Origin of the sequence: Pelagibacterium sp. (genome assembly GCF_048264985.1) — a bacterium.
In the GTDB taxonomy this organism is placed as follows: Bacteria; Pseudomonadota; Alphaproteobacteria; order Rhizobiales; family Devosiaceae; genus Pelagibacterium.
The window spans coordinates 1-21,515 of the sequence record NZ_JBLXCL010000016.1 but is presented as its reverse complement, the minus strand read 5'-3'; the positions used below and the strand labels follow the sequence as shown (position 1 = coordinate 21,515).

The following is a 21,515-nucleotide window of genomic DNA, read 5'->3' as shown; positions in this document are numbered from 1 at the left end:
GGACGAAGAAGAGGTCGAAGTGGTCTTGGTCTACCCGGAAGACGAAGACATCAGCGCCGGAAAGCACTCCGTGTGCTCCGACATCGGCGCGGCCATCCTGGGCTATCGGGAGGGAGACGTCATCGACTGGCGAATTTCTGATCGGGCCTGCCGGATTGCAATCAGGAAAGTGCTTTACCAGCCAGAGGCGGTGGGCCATTTCCACCTTTGATTACGCTTTTAGCCCGTTGACGGTCCGCGCCAGGTTGACGCGGACTGCCGGCTGGCTAGAACACATTGAAGGCTCAGGCTGATCGCGGAGGCCGCGTGAATCGCCCTGCGCTGCGTACCCACCGTTGAGCGGCCGCACTGGGCCGATTGCGGTGTATAGCCGGGGGCAGTCAGCTGCCTCTGCGATACCTATCTCGCACTGCGTCGCAAAGTTCCATTCGCCGCACAGTCCGCTGGCTGCTACATGGTGATCGCTCATTCCGGTCTCGAACAGCGCAGTTGGGGCCGTTCGTCCAAGCGACGGTGCCCGTGACCGACTATGCGCGCTACGAAGCAGCTCACGGCTGTGATAACCGCTTGCCGAACAACGCTTTCGGCGATTTGCCGTGGTAGCGAGTAAAGGCGACGGTGAAATTGTTGGGGTATTTGTAGCCTACCTTCCAGGCGACCTGGGAAACTCGCAGCCCGGTTTCCAGCAGCGTCAGGGCCTTGGTCATGCGCAATTCCAAGAGCAGCTCCGTCGGCGTGGCGTTGTACAGGTAGATCATGCCGTCCTTGAGCTTGTTCTTGTTGATGCCAACGGTGGTGGCTAGGTAATCGAGCGTCAGGGGCTTGTCGAGGTGCTCATCCATCATCTGCCGTGCCTGCTCGATACGCTCGATGTCCGCTGGCGAAAGCGGTGACGAAGAGGCACCGTGCTGCGGCGCCAGCAGGCTGAGTTGCTCGTTGAGCAGGCTAAGAGCGTGGATGTGGAGATCCAGCCGCGAGAGCTGACGATTGCAGGGCAACAGGTGGCTGAGCAGCGCGTTGGCATGGGCCGTTGCCGCCGGCGTGCTGGCGCGAAACGCCAGACGGCTGAGCTGCTGGCTGCCGAGAGTATCCGCCGCCCGCTCTCGACCAATGTATTTGCAGATCAGGGACTCCTGCGCCACTACGCGCAGTTGTGACACCGTTTCGTCCGCCTCGTAGCGCCGCTCACCGGGAGAACCTTGGAACGTGGAGATAGTGGTGTAGCCCTTCTGAAATTGCAGGCTGGTGGCATCCTGCCCTTCGTAGCAGGAGCGGCCTTTCAGCCCAAGGGTGATGACCATGACTCGGCCGTCATGCGGACCGTTGGTTTCCTCAATCAGCCGCACACTGGGACGATAGTGCAGCCTGCCAAGACCGAGCCCTGGTTCAAGTTCGACAAAATCGTGGAAGCACTGGCCAAACTCGTCGGGCAACTGCAACCGGGTCTTGCCATCGCTTACGACGCTGCGGATGCGTGGTTCTTCCACTGTCAGCCGGTAGCAGCTCTTGCGTGCACTCACTGTCACCTCCAGCCCTTTAGATTCCTCGAATTCTCGGCATAGAAATCTGTGTTTCTCGCATAGAAAAAATGCTAATGGTTCTCATTACTGTAGTGCATCATTCGATCGAAGGCCAACGATTTACGAGTAAGTACCGACACTTCATTAGGGAGAATCAATGCCTTACAGGCTATCCGAGCTGCTGGTTGATGGCATGCCGTGCCCACCCTCGCCCGCTCCTGTTGCGCGGCGGCAAGGTTGGACCGATGCGGCACGGCTGCAGACTGCCCAGGAGCAGGCAGTCCCGGCCGACGTTGCCTGCGAGCTTCATCGTCGACAACCAAACAGGTCCCTCGCTGGGCGGATCCTGGACACTGGCAACGCGCGAAGCGGGCACCGCTGCACGCAGGTTCTGCAGGATTACCTGCAACTGCGAGCGTGCCATTTGCTGCGGACGGGGCAGTTCGCGATGAAGGTGCAGCAGGCGGGCCTCGCGCAGGTCGGGCGACTGGCTAACGTCCATTTTCCGGAGCCTCCGACTGCCGCTCTGCTCGCCCGCAATGAGGAAGTCCTCTCATGACCAAATCGCGACTGGTCGGCCTGCAACTGCTGTTCGGCTGGATGAATCTTGTACTGGCAGTGCCCAGCATTTACCTGATGCTCGGCATGCCGCTTGTCATGCGCCAGCATGGCTGGAGCGGCGCCGAGATCGGGCTGTTCCAGCTTGCCGCGCTACCGGCGATTTTCAAATTCCTCTTGGCTGTGCCCGTGCAGCGGGTGCGGCTCGGCCGCGGACACTTCGTGCACTGGTTGCTGTCGCTTTGTGCGCTGCTGCTGGCGCTGTACTGGCTGATTGGTCGGCACAGCTTGATCGGCGATCGCATGACGCTGTTCGCGCTGACCTTCGCGATCAGCATTGCCGCCACCTGGGCCGACATTCCGTTGAATGCGCTAGCGGTGCAGTGCTTGCCACGCAGCGAGCAGTTGCGCGCCGGAAGCATCCGTTCCGCTGCGCTGTTCGTCGGCGCCATCGTTGGGGGCGGGGTCATGATCCTGGTACAGGCACGAATGGGGTGGCAGGCGCCCTTCTGGATGATGGGCGGCGGGCTGCTGATAGGTGCCCTGCCCTTCCTGCTATTGCGTGCACAAGCCGCACTGGCTGAACAGGCCGAGCCACGGGAGGCTCCTACAGGTCTTATCGCGGATTGGGCAGGCTTCTTCCACCAGCCAGGGGCGCAGCAATGGACGCTGCTGCTGCTGACCAGTTTCCCCTTTATCGGCGCCGCGTGGCTGTACCTCAAACCTCTGCTGCTGGACATGGGCATGCAGCTGGAGCGCGTTGCCTTCATCGTCGGCATCGTCGGCGGCACGACAGGCGCACTTTTCAGCCTGCTCGGTGGGCAGATGGTGCCGATACTGGGCATAGCGCGGGCCATCGTATGGTACCTGCTTGCGGCGCTGGCGGCGCTCGCTGCCTTGACGCTCAGCGTTTGGGCCGAACTGGGGACGATCTGGCTGATTGCCAGCGCAACCGGCGTGGCGGCCAGCATGGGCGCCATCTCGGCGCTGATGTTTGGCTTGACGATGTTCTTCACCCGAAATCAGCGCAACGCCTCGGACTATGCCCTGCAGACCACCATGTTCACGGTTGCGCGACTGGCAGTGCCGATCGCCGCTGGCGTGTTGCTCGATTACATGGGCTACGCCGGCATGCTCCTGACAATGACCCTGGCGGTGCTGCTTTCCGCCGCGCTGGCCTTGCGGGTGCGGGGCAAGGTGGAACGCTTGGCACTTTCGATATTGGACGGCGAGCGGGCTTGAGGCTTGAAGTAACGCGCTTGCCCCTTCCTAGCCAATCTGAAACTGCCTACTGCCTTCGCATAGTTTTCCATGCTTGCGGCATAGGAAATAACAGCCAACGGCAATTGCTATACCTACCAGCGCCAACAATAATAATTATCGTTCTCACCAAAACTAGACAGGATTAGCGATATGCCACTATCTGCGCTGGTAGCGCCGGCTGGGGAATTGAGCCGCGACGAGATCAACCGTTACAGCCGCCATCTACTGATTCCCAATGTGGGCATGATCGGGCAGCGTCGGTTGAAAAATGCCAAGGTGCTGGTCATCGGTGCCGGCGGTCTTGGCTCTCCCACTCTGCTTTACCTTGCCGCAGCCGGGGTGGGCACTATCGGAATAATCGACTTCGATCGGGTCGACGACTCCAATCTCCAGCGCCAGGTCATCCACGGCGTCGATACTGTCGGCGAACTCAAGGTGGACAGTGCGAAGAAAGCAATCGCGCGACTGAATCCCTTTGTCCAGGTCGACACCTATTCGGAGCGACTGGAACGGGACATCGCGATCGAGCTGTTTTCGCGTTACGACCTGATCATCGACGGCACCGACAACTTCGCCACTCGTTACTTGGTTAACGATGCCTGCGTGCTGGCCAACAAACCCTATGTGTGGGGCTCGATATTCCGTTTCGAGGGGCAGGCGTCGGTGTTCTGGGAAAACGCCCCGAACCGCTTGGGTCTGAACTACCGCGACCTGTATCCGGAGCCTCCGCCACCTGAGATGGCCCCATCGTGTTCCGAGGGCGGTGTGTTCGGCATCCTTTGCGCATCCATTGCATCGATCATGGCCACCGAGGCGGTCAAGCTGATCACGGGCATCGGTGAGCCGCTACTGGGTCGGCTAGTGGTGTACGACGCTTTGGATATGCGCTATCGCGAACTTCCTGTGCGCCGCCTGCCAAATCGACAACCCATCACGGACCTGGCCGAGGACTATCAGTTGCTCTGCGGTCTGGGGTTGCGCAGAGGGGACACGGCGGACGCCGTGCCAGGGATCAGCGTAACGGAACTCAAGAAGCGTATGGATCAGAACGAAATGCCCGTGCTGATCGACGTGCGCGAGCCCACCGAGTGGGACATCGTCCATATTCCGGGCGCAACCCTGATGACCAGATCGTCCGCGGCAGCGCAGACACTCAGGCAGCGATACGGGGCAGATGCCAATCTCGTGATCGTCTGCAAGTCCGGCCGACGCTCTGCCGAGGTGACCGCCGAGTTGCTAAACCTGGGCATGCGCAATGTTCGCAACCTAGAAGGTGGCGTGTTGGCCTGGGTGAAGGACATAGACCCTTCCCTGCCTAGCTACTGATAGGAGGCCTAGGCGATGGCATTGCTTATCAAGCGTCAGGCGTTGGGGCAGGTTCTGGCTCAAGCACGCCGCGATCACCCACTCGAAACCTGTGGAATCGTGGCGTCTGCACTGGAAGCCCAGTTAGCGACCCGGGTAATCCCAATGCGCAACCGGGCGGCATCGAAAACCTTCTTTCAGTTCGACTCGCAGGAGCAATTCCAGGTGTTCCGATCCCTGGATAATCGCAACGAGTTCCACCGGGTGATTTACCACTCCCATACCGCGAGTGAAGCCTATCCGAGCCGGGAGGACATCGAGTATGCGGGCTATCCGGAAGCGCATCACCTGATTGTGTCCACATGGGAGAGCGCCAAAGAAACTGCGCGTTGTTTCCGGATACTTCTTGGAAAAGTTATCGAAGAAAGTATCTCCATTGTGGAATAGCGACTTTTCAATATTTCAATCAGCAATGCCTCGACCGTAGTTGGAGGCAGAGGAGTTTTGCATGTCGATTTCAGTGATCGTTCCCACCCTGCTGCGCCCACTGACCAATGGGGAAAAGAAGGTTTTCACCCAAGGCAACTCGGTGGCAGAGGCCATCGAGAATCTCGAACGCCAGTTCCCTGGCATGAAAGCCCGGCTGGTCAGTGCTGAACAGGTGCATCGTTTCGTCAATATCTACGTCAACGAAGGCGACATCCGCTTTGCCGAGGGGCTCAACACGCCACTCAAGGCCGGTGACAGTTTGACCGTGCTGCCTGCCGTCGCCGGTGGCTGACTCTCACCTCGGGACACTTTTGAAAGGATGACCCCTGGCGGTTAAAGCCAGGGGCAACTGCAACGCTTTTGTCTCTCGGTTTTGAATATGCCGACATTCTTGAATGAGTTTTCCCTGCTGCATTCATCCACTTCGTTTCCGCCGAACTGGAATGAGCTGCAACTCAGCCTGACGGAACAGGCCAGATTATTGGGCATTTGCCCGCTCACACTCTCGCCGCCTGTGGATATGGAAGGAGCCGCATTCCAGCTGCAGCATCCGGCTATTTCTCCTATTCAGGCCCACTTCGCCTCGCCAGCCGGCTGGCTACCAAATCGACACCTCTCGGAGCTGCTGCTGCAGGCGGGCAGCGGTCTTATGTCGGTGCACGGCCGTGCTAGCGGTAGGGCCCAACCGCTGGGCGTGGGCTATCTTTCGACGCTTACCGCAGCCATGGCGTTGCACGGAACGCTGGCCGCAGCCGTAGGGCAGCTGCGCGGCGGAGCATTTCGTCAAGTTCAGGTTTCTCCACTGGGTTGCGGGCTGCTCAGTATCGGGCAGTACCTGGCAGGCGCCACGGCACCGGAAGATCGTGAGCAATTCCTGCCGGGCAGCTCCGATCCGTATCTGAGGCCGCCATTTCGTTCCGCTGACGGCATCACCTTCGAGCTGGAAACGCTCGACAGCACACCATGGCGAAGCTTTTGGACCGCCGTCGGTATTGAATCGGAATTGGCCGGCACGGCCTGGAAAGGATTCTTGCTTCGCTACGCAAGGGCCGTGTCGCCTCTACCTGCGGCGTGTCTCGCGGCGCTCGCCCGCCTGCGTTACGAGAATATCCAACACTTGGCAGCGCAAGCGGGTATTGCTGTCGTGCCCGTCCGCACCAATGCGCAACGCCGCGAGGATACGGATTACCGGCAGTCGCTGGGTACGCCATGGCAGTTCGAGCCTTTCCCGCCCCCTCCCCAAAGGCATCGAGACATCGCACCTCCATCACTGCTGCCGCTGCAGGGCGTGCGCGTCGTCGAATCCTGTCGGCGTATTCAGGGACCGCTGGCCGGGCATCTACTGGCCTCACTGGGCGCCGAAGTCATTCGACTGGAGCCACCGGGTGGCGACCCGTTGCGTGCCATGCCGCCTTGTGCGGAAGGCTGCTCGGTGCGCTTTGACGCGTTGAACCACCTCAAATCCATTCACGAAGTCGACATCAAATCCTCCCATGGGCGGCAGTTGGTCTACGAGCTAGCCCGCGATGCGGATGTCTTTCTGCACAACTGGGCCGCGGGCAAGGCCCATGAAATGAAGCTGGATGCTCAGCATCTGCGCAAAGTCCAGCCACATCTCGTTTACGCCTATGCGGGTGGCTGGGGCCAGGCGCCCGTCAACGCCCCGGGTACCGACTTCACCGTCCAGGCTTGGTCGGGTGTGTCCGCCGCCATAGCAAATGAATCCGGCATTCGCGGCGGCTCGCTGTTCACGGTGTTGGATGTGCTGGGCGGTGCAATCGCGGCGCTCGGTGTGACGGCCGCGTTACTCAATCGAGCAATCACGGGCACGGGTGCCCATGTCGAGAGTTCATTGCTGGGAGCTGCCGATCTGCTGATGAAAAGCAGCGAAAAGCCCTCGAGCGGGAGCTTGTCCGGCGTGTATCCCACGCTATCGGGACTGATCGCCATCGACTGCCAGCACCCAGGTCAACTCCAGTCACTGGCCATGTTGCTGGACATTCCCGCACCTGCGGATACCTGCCGGCAGACGCTGGCCGAGCGCTTGCGCACGCGACCCGCTTCGGAATGGGAAACGATGCTGAACGAGAGGGGCATCGGCGCCTGCGTAGTCATCGAGGACCTCAAACAGCTCGCCGCCGACACCCGCATCTCTGAATGCCTCAGTCGCAAGACCTACTTCTCCGTCAAAACCCCCTGGAGGTTCCTATGAACAACGCTGGCATCATCGACCTTGTTCCTGTTGAGGAACGCCAACGTTGGGTGCAGGACGGTACCTATCCGAACCAGCCCGTATTCGCGCTGTTTGCCACCAAAGCCGAAGTGCATCCAGACAAGAAGGCCGTGCTGTCACCGCAAGGTGACGTGACCTACGGCGAGCTTCTCGATGCAGCCCTACGGATGGCTCACAGCCTACGTGATTCGGGCATCGTGGCCGGCGATGTGGTGGCTTACCAGCTCACCAATCACTGGTTGTGCTGCGCCATCGACCTGGCGGTGGCAGCGCTCGGTGCCATCGTCGCCCCCTTCCCGCCGGGGCGCGGCAAGCTGGATATCCAATCGCTGGTTCGCCGCTGCGATGCTCGGGCAGTGATCGTCCCCGAAGAATACGAAGGCATCGATCTGTGCGCGGTCATCGAGTCGCTGCGCCCCACCCTGCTGTCCATGCGCCGGCTAATTGTTCAGGGCAAGCCTCGCGAGGGATGGATTACGCTCGATGAGCTGTTGGAGACCGAACCGTTGGACCCCTGCAGCCTGCCCAGGGTCTGCCCTAACTCACCGGTGCGTCTGCTGGTGTCCTCGGGCACCGAGTCGGAGCCCAAGTTGGTGGCGTACTCGCACAATGCCTTGGTTGGTGGTCGCGGGCGCTTCCTGCAACGCATCACGCCTGATGGCGAAGATTTTCGTGGCATGTACCTCGTTCCGCTGGGTTCATCCTTCGGTTCGACTGCCACCTTCGGTGTGTTGTGCTGGCTGGGTGGTTCGCTGGTCGTACTGCCCAAGTTCGACGTGAATGAAGCCATCAAGGCGATTGCGGCATATCGGCCGGGCTTCATTCTCGGCGTCCCCACCATGCTGCAACGCATCGCCGTTCAACCGGCTTTGGAAAACATCGACAAATCCAGCTTGCGTGGTTTGATCGTCGGCGGCTCGGTCATCGACGAGGCCACCGTGCGCAAATGCTGCGATGCATTTTGCTGCGGCTTCATCAGCCTCTACGGTTCCGCCGACGGTGTGAACTGCCATAACACTCTGGACGACCCCATCGAGGTCGTGTTGACCAGCGTCGGCAAGCCCAATCCGGCCGTCTGCGCGATTCGTCTGGTGGACGACGAAGGTCGGGAAGTCCCGCAAGGCGAAGTTGGCGAGATCACCGCCCGGGGGCCATTGACTCCGATGCAATACGTCAACGCGCCGGAGCTGGACGAGCGTTACCGCGACCCGCAAGGCTGGGTGAAGACCGGGGATCTGGGCTATATCAACGACAAGGGCTATCTGGTCCTAGCCGGTCGCAAGAAGGACGTCATCATCCGTGGGGGCGCCAATATCAGCCCGACCCAGATTGAAGGTCTGGTCATGGCGCATCCTGATGTCGTTACCGTGGCGTGCATTGCTGTTCCAGATGATGATCTCGGGCAGCGGGTGTGCCTTTGCGTCACCTTGCGTGACGGTGCAACGAAGTTCTCCCTGAAAGAGATCACCGACTTCCTGCGCGAGCTGGGGTTGGAGGTGAACAAGCTTCCCGAGTACCTGCGCTTCTACCGCACTCTGCCTCTGACACCGGCGGGCAAGATCGATAAAAAAGCGCTAACCGAAGAGGCCCGCGAGCTGGGCACCTCAGGCATTTATCCCGCTGAGCCGGGGCAGCCGGCGCCCGAGCGCAGTTCAAGGGAGTACGCATGATATGCGTGGCCAACCGATCATGATGGCTTCGGCTTTGATCTATGCGTTTGTGCCGGGGTCGCAGCTGGCGTTTGCGGCGCAGGGCATGGCGGCTGCGACGGAGTCCACGACGCTACCGGAAATAACCGTCACGGCGGAGAAAATAGAGCGGCCCCTGGAAAAAGTCCCCGCCAGCGTGGCGGTGATCGATGGCTGGGACGCCGAGCAGTCAGGCATCACCAGCCTCAAACAACTGGAAGGACGTATTCCCGGCCTGTCATTCCAGCCGTTCGGGCAAGCAGGTATGAATTCACCCGTCATGCGGGGGCTGACGGCCAACTTCAACAGCTTTTCCAGCTCCACGCTCTTGCTGGTCGATGGCGTTCCCACGCTGACAGCCCAGGGATTCGAGAGCGGCCTGCTGGATCTTGATCGGATCGAGGTCATACGCGGTCCGCAATCTACGCTGTATGGCCGTAATGCCGAGGCCGGTGTGATTGCCATCCACAGCCTGCCGATGGACGCCGCGCCGAGAGCCAGCGTGTCCGCCGAAGCGGGCAGCCGGAACAAGCATGTCATGCGCTTTGCGCTCAGCCAGCCGCTGGTGGAAGAGCGGTTGTACGGCAGCGTATCGGGCAACTGGTCGAGTCAGGACGGCTTCATCGACAACACCCACACGGGGCACAAGGCGGACGATCGTGAGCAGAAGAACCTGAACCTCGGGCTGCGCTGGACCCCTGGGGCCGCAACGGATGTGATCATGCGCTATGCGCACCAGGAGTTCGACGATGGCGCCTCCCTGTGGGGCTCGCCCGGCGCGCCAAGGAAACGGGTCGCGTCCGGAACGCCGAGCTGGAACCGCTCTGAGGGCCAGACCTTGTCCTTCAATGTCCAGCATGAATTTGCCTCCGGCCTGCGGTTGCATTCCGTAACGGCCTGGAACGAGTTCAAGGACAGGATCCAGCAGGACACTGACTTCATCCCAGCCGATGTTCTGCGCGTCGGGCGCGACCATCACCTGCGCACGCTCTCCCAGGAGTTCCGTGTGGAGGGACAGCTCGGGGAGGCCAGTTGGCTCGCTGGTGCCTACGCGGATCACAGCGACAACGATCTGCACAGTACCAGCAAGACCATGATGGGGCTGTCGGACATTCGCGCGGATCAGCAGAGCGATACCGCTGCCTTGTTCACCCACTGGAGCGTCCCCCTGTCGGCCGACTGGTCCATAGACGCCGGAGCGCGCGTCGAGCGCAACGAGGTGCAGCTACGTCCGCAAGGGGGTACGAGCCATGAAAATGGCTGGACCCACGTTTCACCCAGGCTCGCGCTGCAACACCAGATAACCGCCGATCACCAATGGTATGTGAGTGCCAGTCGTGGCGTGCGCACTGGCGGCTTCAATGTGCTGGCGCCGACGATGGGTTATCTGCCTTACGACCCGGAGAAGAACTGGTCGTATGAAACCGGTCTCAAGGGCTGGCTTATTGACAAGCGCATCCGCTATTCGCTGGCCGCCTACCTCATGGACATCGATGACATGCAGGTCATGCAGATGCCCACCGTCGGCGTGATGTACATCACCAGCGCGGCAACAGCGACGTCCAAGGGTGTCGAGCTGGATGTGGACTATCTCCTCGGTGGCGGCTGGCAGCTCAAGGGCGGGCTGGCCTGGAACAGGACGCGCTTCGATCACTTCCGCGATGGTGCTTCGGACCATGCCGGCAACCACAACCCGTTCGCCCCGGATCTCACCGGCCACATCGGCATCCGCTACGACGCGCCCGAAGGCTGGTACGCGCAAGCCAGCGTGACCGGCAGCAGCAAGGTCTACCTCGATGCGGCCAACCAGTATGAACGCAACGGCTATGGCCTAGTGAATCTGGTAGCTGGTTACCAACGCGGCAGCTGGGAAATCGCGGCCTACGCCGACAACGCGACCGATCAGCGTTACGACGCCGTGGGCTACCAGAACGGATTCGTCACCGTCTACAGCCCGCCGCGTGAAGCGGGCCTGCGTCTGACATGGCGCCAGTGAACAAAGTCGTCGGGATCCGCGGGATCGGATAGTGGCAGCAAGCCAAAGAGGATGCGGGGATATGCAGCAAGAGAGACGGAATATCGGGATACTCCTGGTCAGCCAGGATAATAAACTGGCGTTGGACCTGGACATGGTAGTGGAAAGCGTAAACGGTTTGCTTAATGGCAATACCGATACGCCATTCGATGTGCCATCGAACGAGTGCTTTCCCTATTGCCAGGTCCTCGAGCAGGCCTGTCGATACCTACGCTCACAACGCAAGGACAAGCTGCCCGCCTTGGTCTCGCGGTGCTTCAATTCAATGACAACAGCCCGGCAGGCGCTGTCGGCGGGTGATCGGCCGTTATGCCCTGTCGAATGCGTGTTGCTCGATACGCGGCATGAGGAACCGCTCGATGACGACCCCTTCCTTCCGCTCACCTTGCAACAAGCGTCGGCGCGACCCTCTCCCTGCTCTGCAATGCTGCTGTGCGAGGAAAAGGTTCTGGGTAGATGGATGTGCCGACTGGCCGGCAATCGCCTGGTACGGGTACCGCATTCCAATCCCTGGCAACGCCGTGCCGATATTCTCCGGCTGATTCTGGATCATCTGGAGCATGCCCATTTCAACCGCATGCTCGCTCGCGCGAGCCAGAAAGTCGATGGCCAGGTGACGCTGGCACAAAAGATTCACCACCTCATGACTGAACGCTGGGGTGATCAGTGGGACTTTCACTTCTATACGGGTTCCATGGTTGCCGGTTTCATCGACTCGATGAAATCTCTGCTGCAGGGAACGGAAAGCCACTGCCTGACTGGAAACAACGAACACGCATTAGCCGTGAGCGCGCTGGCTGGCTGGCAGTTGTATGGCCGTGCCTACGTCATCGCCATGACTTCCGGCATGATAGACGAAGCGCGCGGGACGCTGGCGAATCTCAAGCGTGCTGCAGCCCCCGGCATCATCGTCTGCGCCGATTCCCCTGAAACGGTCTGGTATCCATTCCAGGGTACGCTCGACGCCGACAGCGACGGGCATGCGGTCATTGCAGCACGCGGCTTGTGGCACGGGTTCATGCGTACGACCGATGACATGCCAGCTTGCCTTGCGAACGCCTTCCAGGCGCTCGATGAACGCCCCTCTCCAACTTTTGTACTGGCCACGCAAAGCGTCCTGGAGTCGCAAGCGACTATCGCGGGACCTGTGGCGCGGGGGCCCTCGCCCAAGGCAGCAACGCTCTCTCGCGCGCAATGCGAACGGCTGGATCACGCCGTGGCCGCCATCAACCACGACAACGCCCGGATGCTCTGGCATTGCGGTCGCCTCACGCCGGACGAGCGGAGCCAGATTCTTCGCTTGGCCGAGAAAGCCGGCATTGCCCTGGTGGACAGCATCATTCATCCGGGGAGCGTGACTGCGTTCAGCGACGGCAAACCCGTGGCGAACTATCTGGGAACGCTATCCATGTATGGATTCAATCGCGCCGTCTATGAATTCCTGGAAGCGCAAAGCAGCAACGGGGAAGGCGTTCCCTGGCTCTTTTTTCTCAAGGGCAAGGTGGAGCAATCTGCTACCCCGTATTCGGAAGGCAAGCTCAAGCGCAACTTCCGCATTGGCCAAGTCAATCGCAATGAGGCGCACCTATCGCCATTCACACTGCTGGGTCTGGACGTTCGGTTGGCGGACTTCCTGAATTACCTCGAACCGCGCCTGCAAGTTGACGACGCGGTGCTACGCCAGCGCCGCGCCAGAATCGAGCAATTGCGCAAGCTGCCGGCCGCTCAGCCAAGCGACCTGATCGAAACAATGCCGATGACCCCGAATTATTTCTTTCACCAGTTAGGACGACTTGTGATCGATCTGATCGAGTCGCGAGGTTATCGCTATACCGGCGTCTACGACGTTGGTCGTTGCGGTTTGTCGGCAATGCGCAACGTGGCACGCACCGATCAGGGGTTCTCCGGCTGGTACGGTCGCGCCCTGATGGGTGACGCCCTGATGTCGCTGCCCTACATCGCCCTGAAGAACGAACGCAATGTGCTGGCATTCATCGGTGATGGTGCCCGCGCAATTGTGCCGAACGTGGAGCAGCGCCTGGTTAGCTCTTCGATCCGGGGCATTGCAGGGCGTGGTGGCAACGTCACCGTTTTCTATCTGAGCAACGGCGTGCTTTCCATGATTCAGACCTATCTGGACAAACGCTACACGCTCAATGGCTGCAGCCAGGTCAACGTGCCCTTGATGGAGTGGAAGGAAGATCCCGTCGAGCACGCTGGAGACGATGTGACGGTTCATCGTCGCGTTATCCGGCAGTTCTGCCCGCAGCTGTTGGGCGAGGCCTTGATGGCTCCGCGCCGCGTCAATTTCTTCGATGTCTGGCTTGGACACAACTCGGAGGGCGATGGCTTGAGCCTGATCTCGGAAGGGTCCTGGAGCCGTCTGCGCACTCATGGAGAGTAAACACATTATGAAATTCGGTTTTATCGCTCATCCGACGTCCCGGGGCTTGCTGCATCAGGTCAAGCTGATCGATATGGCGGGTCGTATGCTCGAGGAACAGGCCAACGGCTACGATGCCGAGCGCTGGCGCCGTCGCAATCTGGTTCCATTCATTGAATTCACTCGCATCGTGAGCGCCAACGGTTCGCAGTGTGAAGGCGTCTTGCAGTTCATGCCGTTGACGGCCGAGCAGATGTTGAGTCAGCCAAGGCGCATTGCCGAGCGTGTCGTCGAAGGCGTCAATGCGTTAAAGGACGGAGGGGCAGAACTCGTAGGGCTGGGAGGCTTCACGTCCATCGTTGGCAATCGTGGCCTGCAGACGCTTGATCGCACGCAAATACCGGTGACGACGGGTAACTCGCTGACTGCGTATGCCACCTATATGAACCTGTTGGGCGTCCTGTCCGCACTGGAGATTCCGCCAGAAAAAGCGGAGGTCGCCGTGCTCGGGTATCCCGGGTCGATTGCACTGGCCATCGTTAACCTGCTGGCACCACTGGGATGTCGGCTGCGACTGGTGCATCGCGGGGGGAAACAGCAGGACGACACGTTGTTTGAGTACCTGCCCTCACCGTTTCACGGCCAAGTTACGCTGCACGCCGGTATGGAAGATTGCTACGACCAGGTCCGGCTGTTCGTTGCCGCAACCTCCACTGGGGGGGTCATCGATCCTCGGCGGCTGGCTAGCGGCAGCGTCGTGGTGGATGCAGCGTTGCCAAAGGACGTGCAACCTGGCTGGGAAACGCGCGACGACATTCTGGTCATTGATGGCGGGCTGGTCTCTGCGACTGACGCAGTCGACTTCGGGGCCATGGCGCTCGGCCTGGGACCTAAGCGCAATATCAATGGTTGCCTGGCCGAAACCATGATCCTGGCGCTGGAGGGACGCGCAGAGCCATTCTCCATCGGGCGCGAGCTGCCCGCTGACAAGGTTCTCGAGATCGGTCGCATCGCCGAGGGACATGGCTTTCTGCCTTACCCCATGGCGAGCGGCGGCGAATCAGTGGATGGCGCTCGGTTCGATGAACTGCGACGATTCCACGGTGCCAGGCCGCCAGCTGTAGTACACGACCTGAATACTGGCCCCCAGGAGCTTCGCTCGGAAGTGCTGCGCTGCTTCGGTACGCACATCAACCCCATTCTGCGCGAATTCTATGGGTTCAATCATGTCGAGCGTGTCTTCAGCCATGGCCAAGGCTGCTGGCTGACGGATCTGGACGGTCGCCGTTACCTGGATTTCGTAGCCGGATACGGCTGCCTCAACATGGGCCACAACCATCCAGAGATAGCAGCCAGGCTGCAGGATTACCTTACCCAGCAGCATCCCACGTTCGTGCAGTATCTGTCGGCGCCGTTGCATGCCAGCCTGCTGGCCGAACGCCTTGCCGAGCTAGCTCCTGCCGGACTGGAGCGGGTGTTCCTTAGCAACTCGGGGACCGAGGCTGTGGAGGCCGCATTGAAGCTGGCTTTAGCCGCCAGCGACAAATCCACGCTGCTCTACTGCACCAATGGTTATCACGGCAAGACGCTTGGCGCCCTGTCCGTAACGGGACGCGAGAAACACCGCAAGGCGTTCGAACCGTTGCTGCCGCGCTGCGAGGAAATTCCGTTCGCCGATGTGTCGGCCTTGCGAAACCGGTTGCTCAAGGGCGATGTCGCAGCCTTCATCATGGAACCAATCCAGGGTGAAGGTGGCGTCACCATGGCGCCGGACGGCTATCTCAGAGTCGTGAGGGACCTATGCTCCGAGTATGAATGCCTCTGGATTCTCGACGAGATCCAGACCGGGCTCGGTCGTACCGGCAAGATGTTCGCGTGCCAGTGGGAAGAGGTCTCGCCCGACATCATGGTGTTATCCAAATCCCTGTCTGGTGGTCTGGTACCTATTGGCGCAACGCTGTCCTCGAAGGAAGTCTGGCAACGCGCCTACGGCAATATCGACCGCTTCGCATTGCACACCTCGACGTTCGGCGGCGGTAATTTTGCTGCCGCCGCCGCCATGGCCGCGCTGGACGTGATCGAGCACGAGGACCTGCCCGGCAATGCCGTTCTGGTTGGTGCACACCTGCTAGAAGGGCTGGAAGCGCTCGCAAGCAAGCACTATTTCATCAAGGAGGTCCGCGGGCGGGGCTTGATGATCGCCATCGAATTCCAGAACGATGTCTCAAATGGCATTGAAGCCTTCGTGCGGGACATGACCAGCCGGATGCCCGCCAACGCCGCCGCTACCTACCGAATGATGCCTGCCAAGGCCCGCGAACACCTGGAAGCAGCCATGCGCGAATTGGAGTCGACGCTGGCCGATATGTTTGTGCTGCGCATCATGACCAAGCTGTCCCAGGAGCACGGCATCCTGACCTTCGTGACGGCCAACAACAACCGTGTCATGCGGATTCAGCCGCCGCTCGTTCTGTCGATGGCAGAAGCCGATCGCTTCCTCCAGGCATTGGGCGAGGTCTGCGAGGATCTCTCGACCTTTGAGTCATGAGCTCCTTCATCGGGATGCCCTGTTGATTCGACCCACCCCTTCCCTGCTCACAAAGGTCGCGTAATGAACGTTGAAAGCCAACGTCCTGCCTCGCTGGCTGGACTGTCCGCGCTGCTCTTGATAGCGATGGGCATGCCGATGATGATCTTCTATGCCATCGGCATCCTGGGCCCGCATCTGGTTGCGGACTTGGCGATAACCCGTCAGCAGTTGGGCTGGCTGACGGCCAGCACCTTCGGACTCGCCGCCCTGCTGTCGCCTTGGGCAGGCGCACTGGTCCAGCGCATGGGCACTCGTGCGGCGCTGATAAGCATGTTCCTGCTGGTGGGGTTGTCCTTTTCGCTAATGGCGGTCCTGCCTGGCTTCGGTGGATTGATCGCGGCATTGCTGCTTTGCGGGACTGCCCAGTCTTTGGCGAACCCGGCGACCAATCAGGCCATCGCTCAAAGCGTACCCGTTGCGCGGAAAGCAGGTGTCGTCGGCCTGAAGCAGTCAGGCGTCCAGGCTTCCGCCTTGCTGGCCGGCGTGGCGCTTCCACCGCTGGTGTTGATGTGGGGATGGCGTGGTGCGTTGGCAGCCTGGGTGCCCGTGGCATCGCTCATGGCCGTATTGGTGACCTTTTGGGTACCTGCCAAATCGGCGGCAGCGCCACGCCAGCCATTGCGCGTGCGTGGCCCCAATGTGTGGCTGTCGATACTGATGGCCATTCAGCTTTGCGCAGGTCTGGCGCTGTCCTCGTTTATGACCTTCCTCGGCGTCTATGCCGCCCAGATGGGCGTGTCGGTCAGCACCATCGGAGCCATGGTCAGTTGCTTTGGCGCCATGGGGATCCTGTCTCGGGTGCTGCTGACGCCGATCGCAGACAAGCTGAAGGACGAAACCATTTTGCTCGGTGTGCTGTTCGTACTCGCTGGCCTGGCGCTGGCGATCATGCGCCGGGCCAGCGCCGAGCAGCACTGGCCACTCTGGCTTGGCGTGATGGGAATGGGCCTGACCGTGGCCGCCAGTAATGCCATCGCCATGAGCATGCTGTTGCGCGATGGGCGCTTTGGCGGAGCAGCCACCTCGGCGGGCATGCTGTCGGTTGGATTGTTCGGCGGTTTCGCCGTTGGCCCGCCTGCATTCGGGTGGTTCCTGGCCCGCTCAGAGGGCTTCGCAGCCGCCTGGCTTAGCCTGATCGGTATTTTGATCGCAGGCGCTCTTCTGTGCCTGCTGTTGCTCTACACGCGCCATCGGGAATGAGTTCATGCAAGGACAGAACCTCCATCAAGTTGCCATCCGCGCCATCTTCAAGCGAATGGATGAAATCGCCGCGCAGTGCGGCGATCGCTTCCCGTTGTTCCGCCCCAGCGCTGACTCACTGTGGACGTTGTCCAGACGAGGCTCTTGGCTGGGTGGCTTCTGGGCGGGACTCTGGTGGCGGCGCGCTGCCTATACAGGCAGTGCGGGCGACCATGTTGTGGCAGAAAGCTGGTCGGCGCGCCTCGCGCCATCGTTGCGTGAGCCATCGATCAACCGCAGTTTCGTTTTCTGGTATGGCGCCGCGATCGGTCATCAGCAGAGTGGTAAAGGCCAAGCGACCGAGCAACTTGCCAACCAGGCAGCTCTCGCCATCTCGGAAGGCTTCAATCCCGCATTGGGTGGCTGGACGTCCGGTTCCGGCATGGGCGCCGGAGAGCGCGGAACGCGTGCGCTCAACGTCGACGCGCTGGCACCGACCCTCGCGCTGCTGCACGGTTATGGAGGTTCGGAAGAAAGCACACGGGCGCAACAGCATTTACAGACCTGCCTTCGCCACCTCGCAACCGAGCATGGCGCCTGGCGAACCAATGCCGTTCTAGATGGCAATGACGCCTTGAAGCAGGAAGTGGCCGGGACCTGGCCGCGCGGACAGGCCTGGGCAATGCTGGGCATGGCTGAAGCGGTTCGTTTGTTTGGCGAAGCCTATCGGCAACCAGCTCTGCAGGCTTGCGCGTATTGGACTGAACGCTGGGGAGGCACCAGCCCGCCTGCAGGAAGAACCAGGTTGCAAACTCCGCCGCAGGACCTTTCAGCGCACGTGATTTCCGCAACCGCCATGCTCAATCTGTCGCGGCTCATCCCAGGCGAGCATTGGCTGTACCAACAGGCGCATATGCAAATCTCTGCAGTGCTTGATGTCAGTGACGTTGCCGAGACAGGGCAATTCGTTGGGCATCTTTATCATGTCAAAGCGGATCATGAACTATTGGTTGAGTCGGCCTGCGCGACATTCTTCTTGCTCGAAAACCTGCTTAACCTGTAACGCACTGCGCTCGTTCCGGTTCGGCCGACGTCCCGAGGCGCCTGCCCGACGTATACCGCATCTGGCCTACAGGCCGTCCTCACCTCACCCCGCGCCGCGCTCACACGCGGCGGCGTTCCTCGCTCCGGGCATCACGTGCAATAGCTGTCGCACCACTCCCGGCCACTGAACGAAACGCTAAAGGCTAGCCCGACGAGCCTTCACAATGGCAAGACTCCATTGTCGAGCAGGCTGCGCGCGATCATGATCCGATGGATCTCCGAGGTTCCATCGTAAAGCCGGAAAACCCTCGCATCGCGGTAGTAGCGCTCGATGGGCAACTCAGTGCAATAGCCCATTCCGCCAAAAATCTGCACTGCGCTGTCAGCGACGCGGCCCAGCATTTCAGACGCGAACAACTTCACCATCGAGACCTTCTCACGCGCATCTCGCCCTTGATCGATTTCCCAGGCCGCGTTGAGAAGCATCATCCTGGCTCCGTAGATTTCGCATTGCATATCCGCCAGCATCTTCTGCACCATCTGGAAGCTGCCGATCGGGGCACCGAACTGCGAGCGCTGCTGCGCGAACTCGACCGACATCTCCAGCAGTTTCGAAGCCATGCCGACAGCCCTGGCACCGACATAAGCCAACCGTGCAATGTTGAGAAGGCCAAGCACCAGCGACATGCCCCGCCCCGGCTCGCCGAGCAATTGTTGTGGCCCGACCCGACAGTCGGTGAAGAACAGCCCGTGCTGATGTGTACCGCGGTGCCCCATCATTTCCTGTATCGGCCCAAGTTCGAGGCCCGGAGTATTGCGGTCGACGAAAAAGCAGGAGATACCTTCCTCGCAGCGTGCCGTGACGATATAAGCGCTCGCGATATCGGCATCGCTGATGAAGTGTTTGCTGCCGTTCAATATCCACTCGTCACCAACGCGCTTGACCGTGGTCTTGATACCGTTTGCGTCCGAACCCGCCTCGGGCTCACTCATCGCAACCGACACATGTATGTCGCCACGCATGGCGGCATGCAGATACTTCTCGCGCTGCACACCCGTACAATGAACAAGGATGCCGGGAACGTGGCCGAATGCACGCCGTGCCAACACATCCTTGGTACGACCGATCTGCTCATTGACCAGGCAGAATTCAACGGCGCTTAGCCCTCCGCCGCCGACCTCTTGCGGCATATGCATGGCCCACAGCCCCAACTCCCGGGCCTTTTGCTTAAGGCCATCGGCCACCCTGGGATCGATTGCATTCGTTCGCTCGATCTCGTCTTCAAGCGGATTGAGTTCTTTTTCGACAAACCGCTTCACCGTCGAAACCAGCAACTGCACTTCATTCGGAAGAGAAAAGTCGATCATGTTGTTGGCTTCCGGCGGGTGGTATAGCAAACGCCGCAGACGCGACATAAAAGCCGGTCTACGGCTTCGTCGCGCACAAGGTGCTCGCTGCGGAAGATGGAAACGAACGGGAAGTCGGCCTGCATTTCCGGATCGGCTCCATCGACGAGCCCGAGCGCCAAAGACATCATCGGCACACCAGCACTTGCACTGGCGCCAATGGAAACAAGTCGCTCTCGAAGGTGGCGACACTAGCGAATCCCGCGGCGAATAACGCCTCGGCGAGGTCTCCCTGGTGCCAGACATGGTGGCCGCGCATCAGCAACGGCAGGTAGTACGCCAGCACCGTGGCTGTCTGCGCCGCCGTGAGCGGAATCTCGGCGTGAATGCTAACGAAAACCCCGCCCGGCGCTAGCGCTTCTCGAATCTTGCGTAACGTCTGCGCAAGATCTGGCACAAAGTGCAAAACCGAAGCGCACCAGATGAGGTCATAACCGCTGCCAATATCATCACGGGTCAGGTCACCCCCCACCACCGACAGGCGCGTCCCGAGCTGCGCCATCTCGACGTTTTGCCGTGCCACCGCTGCGGTTGGAGGCAACTCGAACGCAGTGCCATGGCATCCGGGAAGGGCGCGCGCCAACGCAATGGCTACCATACCGGGACCGCAACCGAGGTCCAGGAAACGTCGAATGCCCTTTAGCTCCGGCAGGCGAGCAACGATCGCGAGGGCCGCTTCGACCGTAACAGCCGATTGCTCCTGCACGATTTTTGTCCGAGCAAGCGTGGCCCAGCATTGGTCGGTCGGTACCGGCGCCTCCTCGATGGCACGCACCTGCAGATAGTCCGGCAGCCGGGTGCCAAAGTCGCGTAACGACCGAAGGCGAAAGGCCCAAGCATCACCGCAGTAATCGGACGACCCTCTGACGAAAAAACGCTTTGCTTTGTCGCTGGAACGATAGTGTGGCGTCGACCCAGCGCTGTCATGGAGCTGAAACCGCTCCAACAGATCCATGCTCCATAACAACTCAAGAACGGGCTCGAGCTTGTTTGAATCAAGTTCGAGCTGCTCTGCAATTTTCCCGGCCCCTGCCTGTTCGGTCAGCACATCGAAAAGGCCGATATCCAGCGCGGCCGCCAGCGCATCAGCCTGCACAGACGCCAGCGCGAGATCCCAGCAGGATTGCAATGGATGGGGGTGTTGAAATTTCATCTTGGACCTCATAAGCGCTACGTCCCCCACAGACCTACTTCACTCAGCAGGCTGTTGTTCATGGCCGCGCCATCAATGCCGATGGTGTCGTCGTTCCGATACCCAGAGTTATGGAAATAAACGGACGACTCGTGTGTCCGAAGGTGCAATCCGCCATCAGTTGATGGCGGCGTATCCGGGCCGCCGTTGTCGAAGCTTTCGAACTACGCATGTGTCAATGCGCCGAAGCTCACCAGCAGCGCGTGAAGTCAAAGTCGTCTGGCATGAAGCTTCATCCGAAATGTCACGATCGCCCCTGCCCAATCGGTGTCTTCGCAAGTCGCTCTCGTTGCTTGGAGAAGCCCAGGCCACTTGAACCATGTGCTCCATAGGCTTGACGGCCTATCCTTGGGAGATACGCAGCCAACAATATCAATAACTCGCATTCCCATTCGTATTCGGATCGCTGTATTTCGTATGCGATTCGTTGCGACTGGACGCGTGGCGCGACAAAGCTCGTACCTTTATCGGGGCTCGATCAGTCGTCATCACCAACCAATGGCAGGACGAACACGGCGGTTTCATCGAATCGCGCACGGTTCTTGGTGGAAGTGATAGTGAGACGGGGCATCGTCCGGCGCTGCAGGGCCACGCTGTCGTGAAGCGACCCGTAGGCTCGCGCTCGCCCC

General features: G+C 60.4%; 17 protein-coding genes. 12 read left to right on the top strand and 5 right to left on the bottom strand.

The window, feature by feature from the left end:
* Positions 1 to 211 (top strand): GreA/GreB family elongation factor (locus ACN0TA_RS18215; RefSeq protein WP_417585622.1); only part of this gene is annotated, 211 nt, incomplete at its 5' end.
* A gap of 337 nt (positions 212 to 548) precedes the next feature.
* Here the strand turns inward: ACN0TA_RS18215 and ACN0TA_RS18210 are convergent.
* A complete protein-coding gene (locus ACN0TA_RS18210) occupies positions 549 to 1,520 on the bottom strand; it encodes a helix-turn-helix domain-containing protein (protein WP_417585620.1) in 972 nt (323 codons plus the stop codon).
* Between the two features lie 169 nt (positions 1,521 to 1,689).
* Positions 1,690 to 2,022: a hypothetical protein gene (locus ACN0TA_RS18205; protein WP_417585618.1), complete on the bottom strand. Its 333-nt coding sequence runs from the start codon at positions 2,020 to 2,022 to the stop codon at positions 1,690 to 1,692.
* A gap of 53 nt (positions 2,023 to 2,075) precedes the next feature.
* On the opposite strand from ACN0TA_RS18205, the gene ACN0TA_RS18200 reads away from it, so the two are divergent.
* From ACN0TA_RS18200 to ACN0TA_RS18150, 11 genes are all read left to right on the top strand, one after another.
* Positions 2,076 to 3,320, top strand: a complete 1,245-nt coding sequence (locus tag ACN0TA_RS18200) for an MFS transporter (protein WP_417585616.1) — start codon at positions 2,076 to 2,078, stop codon at positions 3,318 to 3,320.
* 171 nt (positions 3,321 to 3,491) lie between these two features.
* Positions 3,492 to 4,667 (top strand): molybdopterin-synthase adenylyltransferase MoeB, encoded by a 1,176-nt coding sequence (gene moeB / locus ACN0TA_RS18195; RefSeq protein ID WP_417585614.1) that lies wholly within the window; start codon positions 3,492 to 3,494, stop codon positions 4,665 to 4,667.
* Positions 4,668 to 4,682: 15 nt separating this feature from the next.
* Positions 4,683 to 5,093, top strand: coding sequence for a Mov34/MPN/PAD-1 family protein (locus ACN0TA_RS18190; protein ID WP_417585612.1), 411 nt, complete (start codon positions 4,683 to 4,685; stop codon positions 5,091 to 5,093).
* 61 nt (positions 5,094 to 5,154) lie between these two features.
* Entirely contained in the window at positions 5,155 to 5,427 is a 273-nt protein-coding gene (locus tag ACN0TA_RS18185; protein WP_077683155.1) for a MoaD/ThiS family protein, read from the top strand.
* 87 nt (positions 5,428 to 5,514) lie between these two features.
* The gene (locus ACN0TA_RS18180; protein WP_417585610.1) at positions 5,515 to 7,347 is read left to right on the top strand and encodes a CoA transferase; all 1,833 of its coding nucleotides are present in this window, start codon (positions 5,515 to 5,517) and stop codon (positions 7,345 to 7,347) included.
* On the top strand, positions 7,344 to 9,038 hold the full coding sequence (locus ACN0TA_RS18175) for a class I adenylate-forming enzyme family protein (RefSeq protein ID WP_417585608.1): 1,695 nt from the start codon (positions 7,344 to 7,346) through the stop codon (positions 9,036 to 9,038). Before ACN0TA_RS18180 ends, ACN0TA_RS18175 begins: the two co-directional genes overlap by 4 nt.
* 1 nt (position 9,039) lies before the next feature.
* A complete protein-coding gene (locus tag ACN0TA_RS18170; protein ID WP_417585606.1) occupies positions 9,040 to 11,052 on the top strand; it encodes a TonB-dependent receptor in 2,013 nt (670 codons plus the stop codon).
* Between the two features lie 61 nt (positions 11,053 to 11,113).
* On the top strand, positions 11,114 to 13,495 hold the full coding sequence (locus tag ACN0TA_RS18165; RefSeq protein WP_417585604.1) for a hypothetical protein: 2,382 nt from the start codon (positions 11,114 to 11,116) through the stop codon (positions 13,493 to 13,495).
* A 7-nt stretch (positions 13,496 to 13,502) separates the two neighbouring features.
* Positions 13,503 to 16,022, top strand: a complete 2,520-nt coding sequence (locus tag ACN0TA_RS18160) for an aminotransferase class III-fold pyridoxal phosphate-dependent enzyme (RefSeq protein WP_417585602.1) — start codon at positions 13,503 to 13,505, stop codon at positions 16,020 to 16,022.
* A gap of 63 nt (positions 16,023 to 16,085) precedes the next feature.
* Positions 16,086 to 17,264, top strand: a complete 1,179-nt coding sequence (locus tag ACN0TA_RS18155) for a CynX/NimT family MFS transporter (RefSeq protein ID WP_417585600.1) — start codon at positions 16,086 to 16,088, stop codon at positions 17,262 to 17,264.
* A gap of 4 nt (positions 17,265 to 17,268) precedes the next feature.
* Entirely contained in the window at positions 17,269 to 18,306 is a 1,038-nt protein-coding gene (locus ACN0TA_RS18150) for a hypothetical protein (protein WP_417585598.1), read from the top strand.
* 200 nt (positions 18,307 to 18,506) lie between these two features.
* On the opposite strand, the gene ACN0TA_RS18145 is transcribed toward ACN0TA_RS18150, so the two are convergent.
* The 3 genes from ACN0TA_RS18145 to ACN0TA_RS18135 are packed head-to-tail and all read right to left on the bottom strand — an operon-like array spanning position 18,507 to position 20,790.
* Entirely contained in the window at positions 18,507 to 19,655 is a 1,149-nt protein-coding gene (locus tag ACN0TA_RS18145; RefSeq protein ID WP_417585596.1) for an acyl-CoA dehydrogenase family protein, read from the bottom strand.
* Positions 19,652 to 19,825 (bottom strand): hypothetical protein, encoded by a 174-nt coding sequence (locus ACN0TA_RS18140; RefSeq protein ID WP_417585594.1) that lies wholly within the window; start codon positions 19,823 to 19,825, stop codon positions 19,652 to 19,654. Before ACN0TA_RS18140 ends, ACN0TA_RS18145 begins: the two co-directional genes overlap by 4 nt.
* The gene (locus tag ACN0TA_RS18135; RefSeq protein ID WP_417585592.1) at positions 19,822 to 20,790 is read right to left on the bottom strand and encodes a methyltransferase; all 969 of its coding nucleotides are present in this window, start codon (positions 20,788 to 20,790) and stop codon (positions 19,822 to 19,824) included. The genes ACN0TA_RS18140 and ACN0TA_RS18135 overlap by 4 nt, the downstream gene beginning before the upstream one ends.
* Positions 20,791 to 21,515 lie beyond the last annotated feature (725 nt).

Excerpts from the sequence above, each read along its gene's own strand:
- ACN0TA_RS18205 (WP_417585618.1), bottom strand. The coding sequence starts at position 2,022 with ATGGACGTTAGCCAGTCGCCCGACCTGCGCGAGGCCCGCCTGCTGCAC.
- ACN0TA_RS18200 (WP_417585616.1), top strand. The coding sequence starts at position 2,076 with ATGACCAAATCGCGACTGGTCGGCCTGCAACTGCTGTTCGGCTGGATG.
- moeB (WP_417585614.1), top strand. The coding sequence starts at position 3,492 with ATGCCACTATCTGCGCTGGTAGCGCCGGCTGGGGAATTGAGCCGCGAC.
- ACN0TA_RS18190 (WP_417585612.1), top strand. The coding sequence starts at position 4,683 with ATGGCATTGCTTATCAAGCGTCAGGCGTTGGGGCAGGTTCTGGCTCAA.
- ACN0TA_RS18185 (WP_077683155.1), top strand. The coding sequence starts at position 5,155 with ATGTCGATTTCAGTGATCGTTCCCACCCTGCTGCGCCCACTGACCAAT.
- ACN0TA_RS18180 (WP_417585610.1), top strand. The coding sequence starts at position 5,515 with ATGCCGACATTCTTGAATGAGTTTTCCCTGCTGCATTCATCCACTTCG.
- ACN0TA_RS18175 (WP_417585608.1), top strand. The coding sequence starts at position 7,344 with ATGAACAACGCTGGCATCATCGACCTTGTTCCTGTTGAGGAACGCCAA.
- ACN0TA_RS18170 (WP_417585606.1), top strand. The coding sequence starts at position 9,040 with ATGCGTGGCCAACCGATCATGATGGCTTCGGCTTTGATCTATGCGTTT.
- ACN0TA_RS18165 (WP_417585604.1), top strand. The coding sequence starts at position 11,114 with ATGCAGCAAGAGAGACGGAATATCGGGATACTCCTGGTCAGCCAGGAT.
- ACN0TA_RS18160 (WP_417585602.1), top strand. The coding sequence starts at position 13,503 with ATGAAATTCGGTTTTATCGCTCATCCGACGTCCCGGGGCTTGCTGCAT.
- ACN0TA_RS18155 (WP_417585600.1), top strand. The coding sequence starts at position 16,086 with ATGAACGTTGAAAGCCAACGTCCTGCCTCGCTGGCTGGACTGTCCGCG.
- ACN0TA_RS18150 (WP_417585598.1), top strand. The coding sequence starts at position 17,269 with ATGCAAGGACAGAACCTCCATCAAGTTGCCATCCGCGCCATCTTCAAG.
- ACN0TA_RS18145 (WP_417585596.1), bottom strand. The coding sequence starts at position 19,655 with ATGATCGACTTTTCTCTTCCGAATGAAGTGCAGTTGCTGGTTTCGACG.
- ACN0TA_RS18140 (WP_417585594.1), bottom strand. The coding sequence starts at position 19,825 with ATGATGTCTTTGGCGCTCGGGCTCGTCGATGGAGCCGATCCGGAAATG.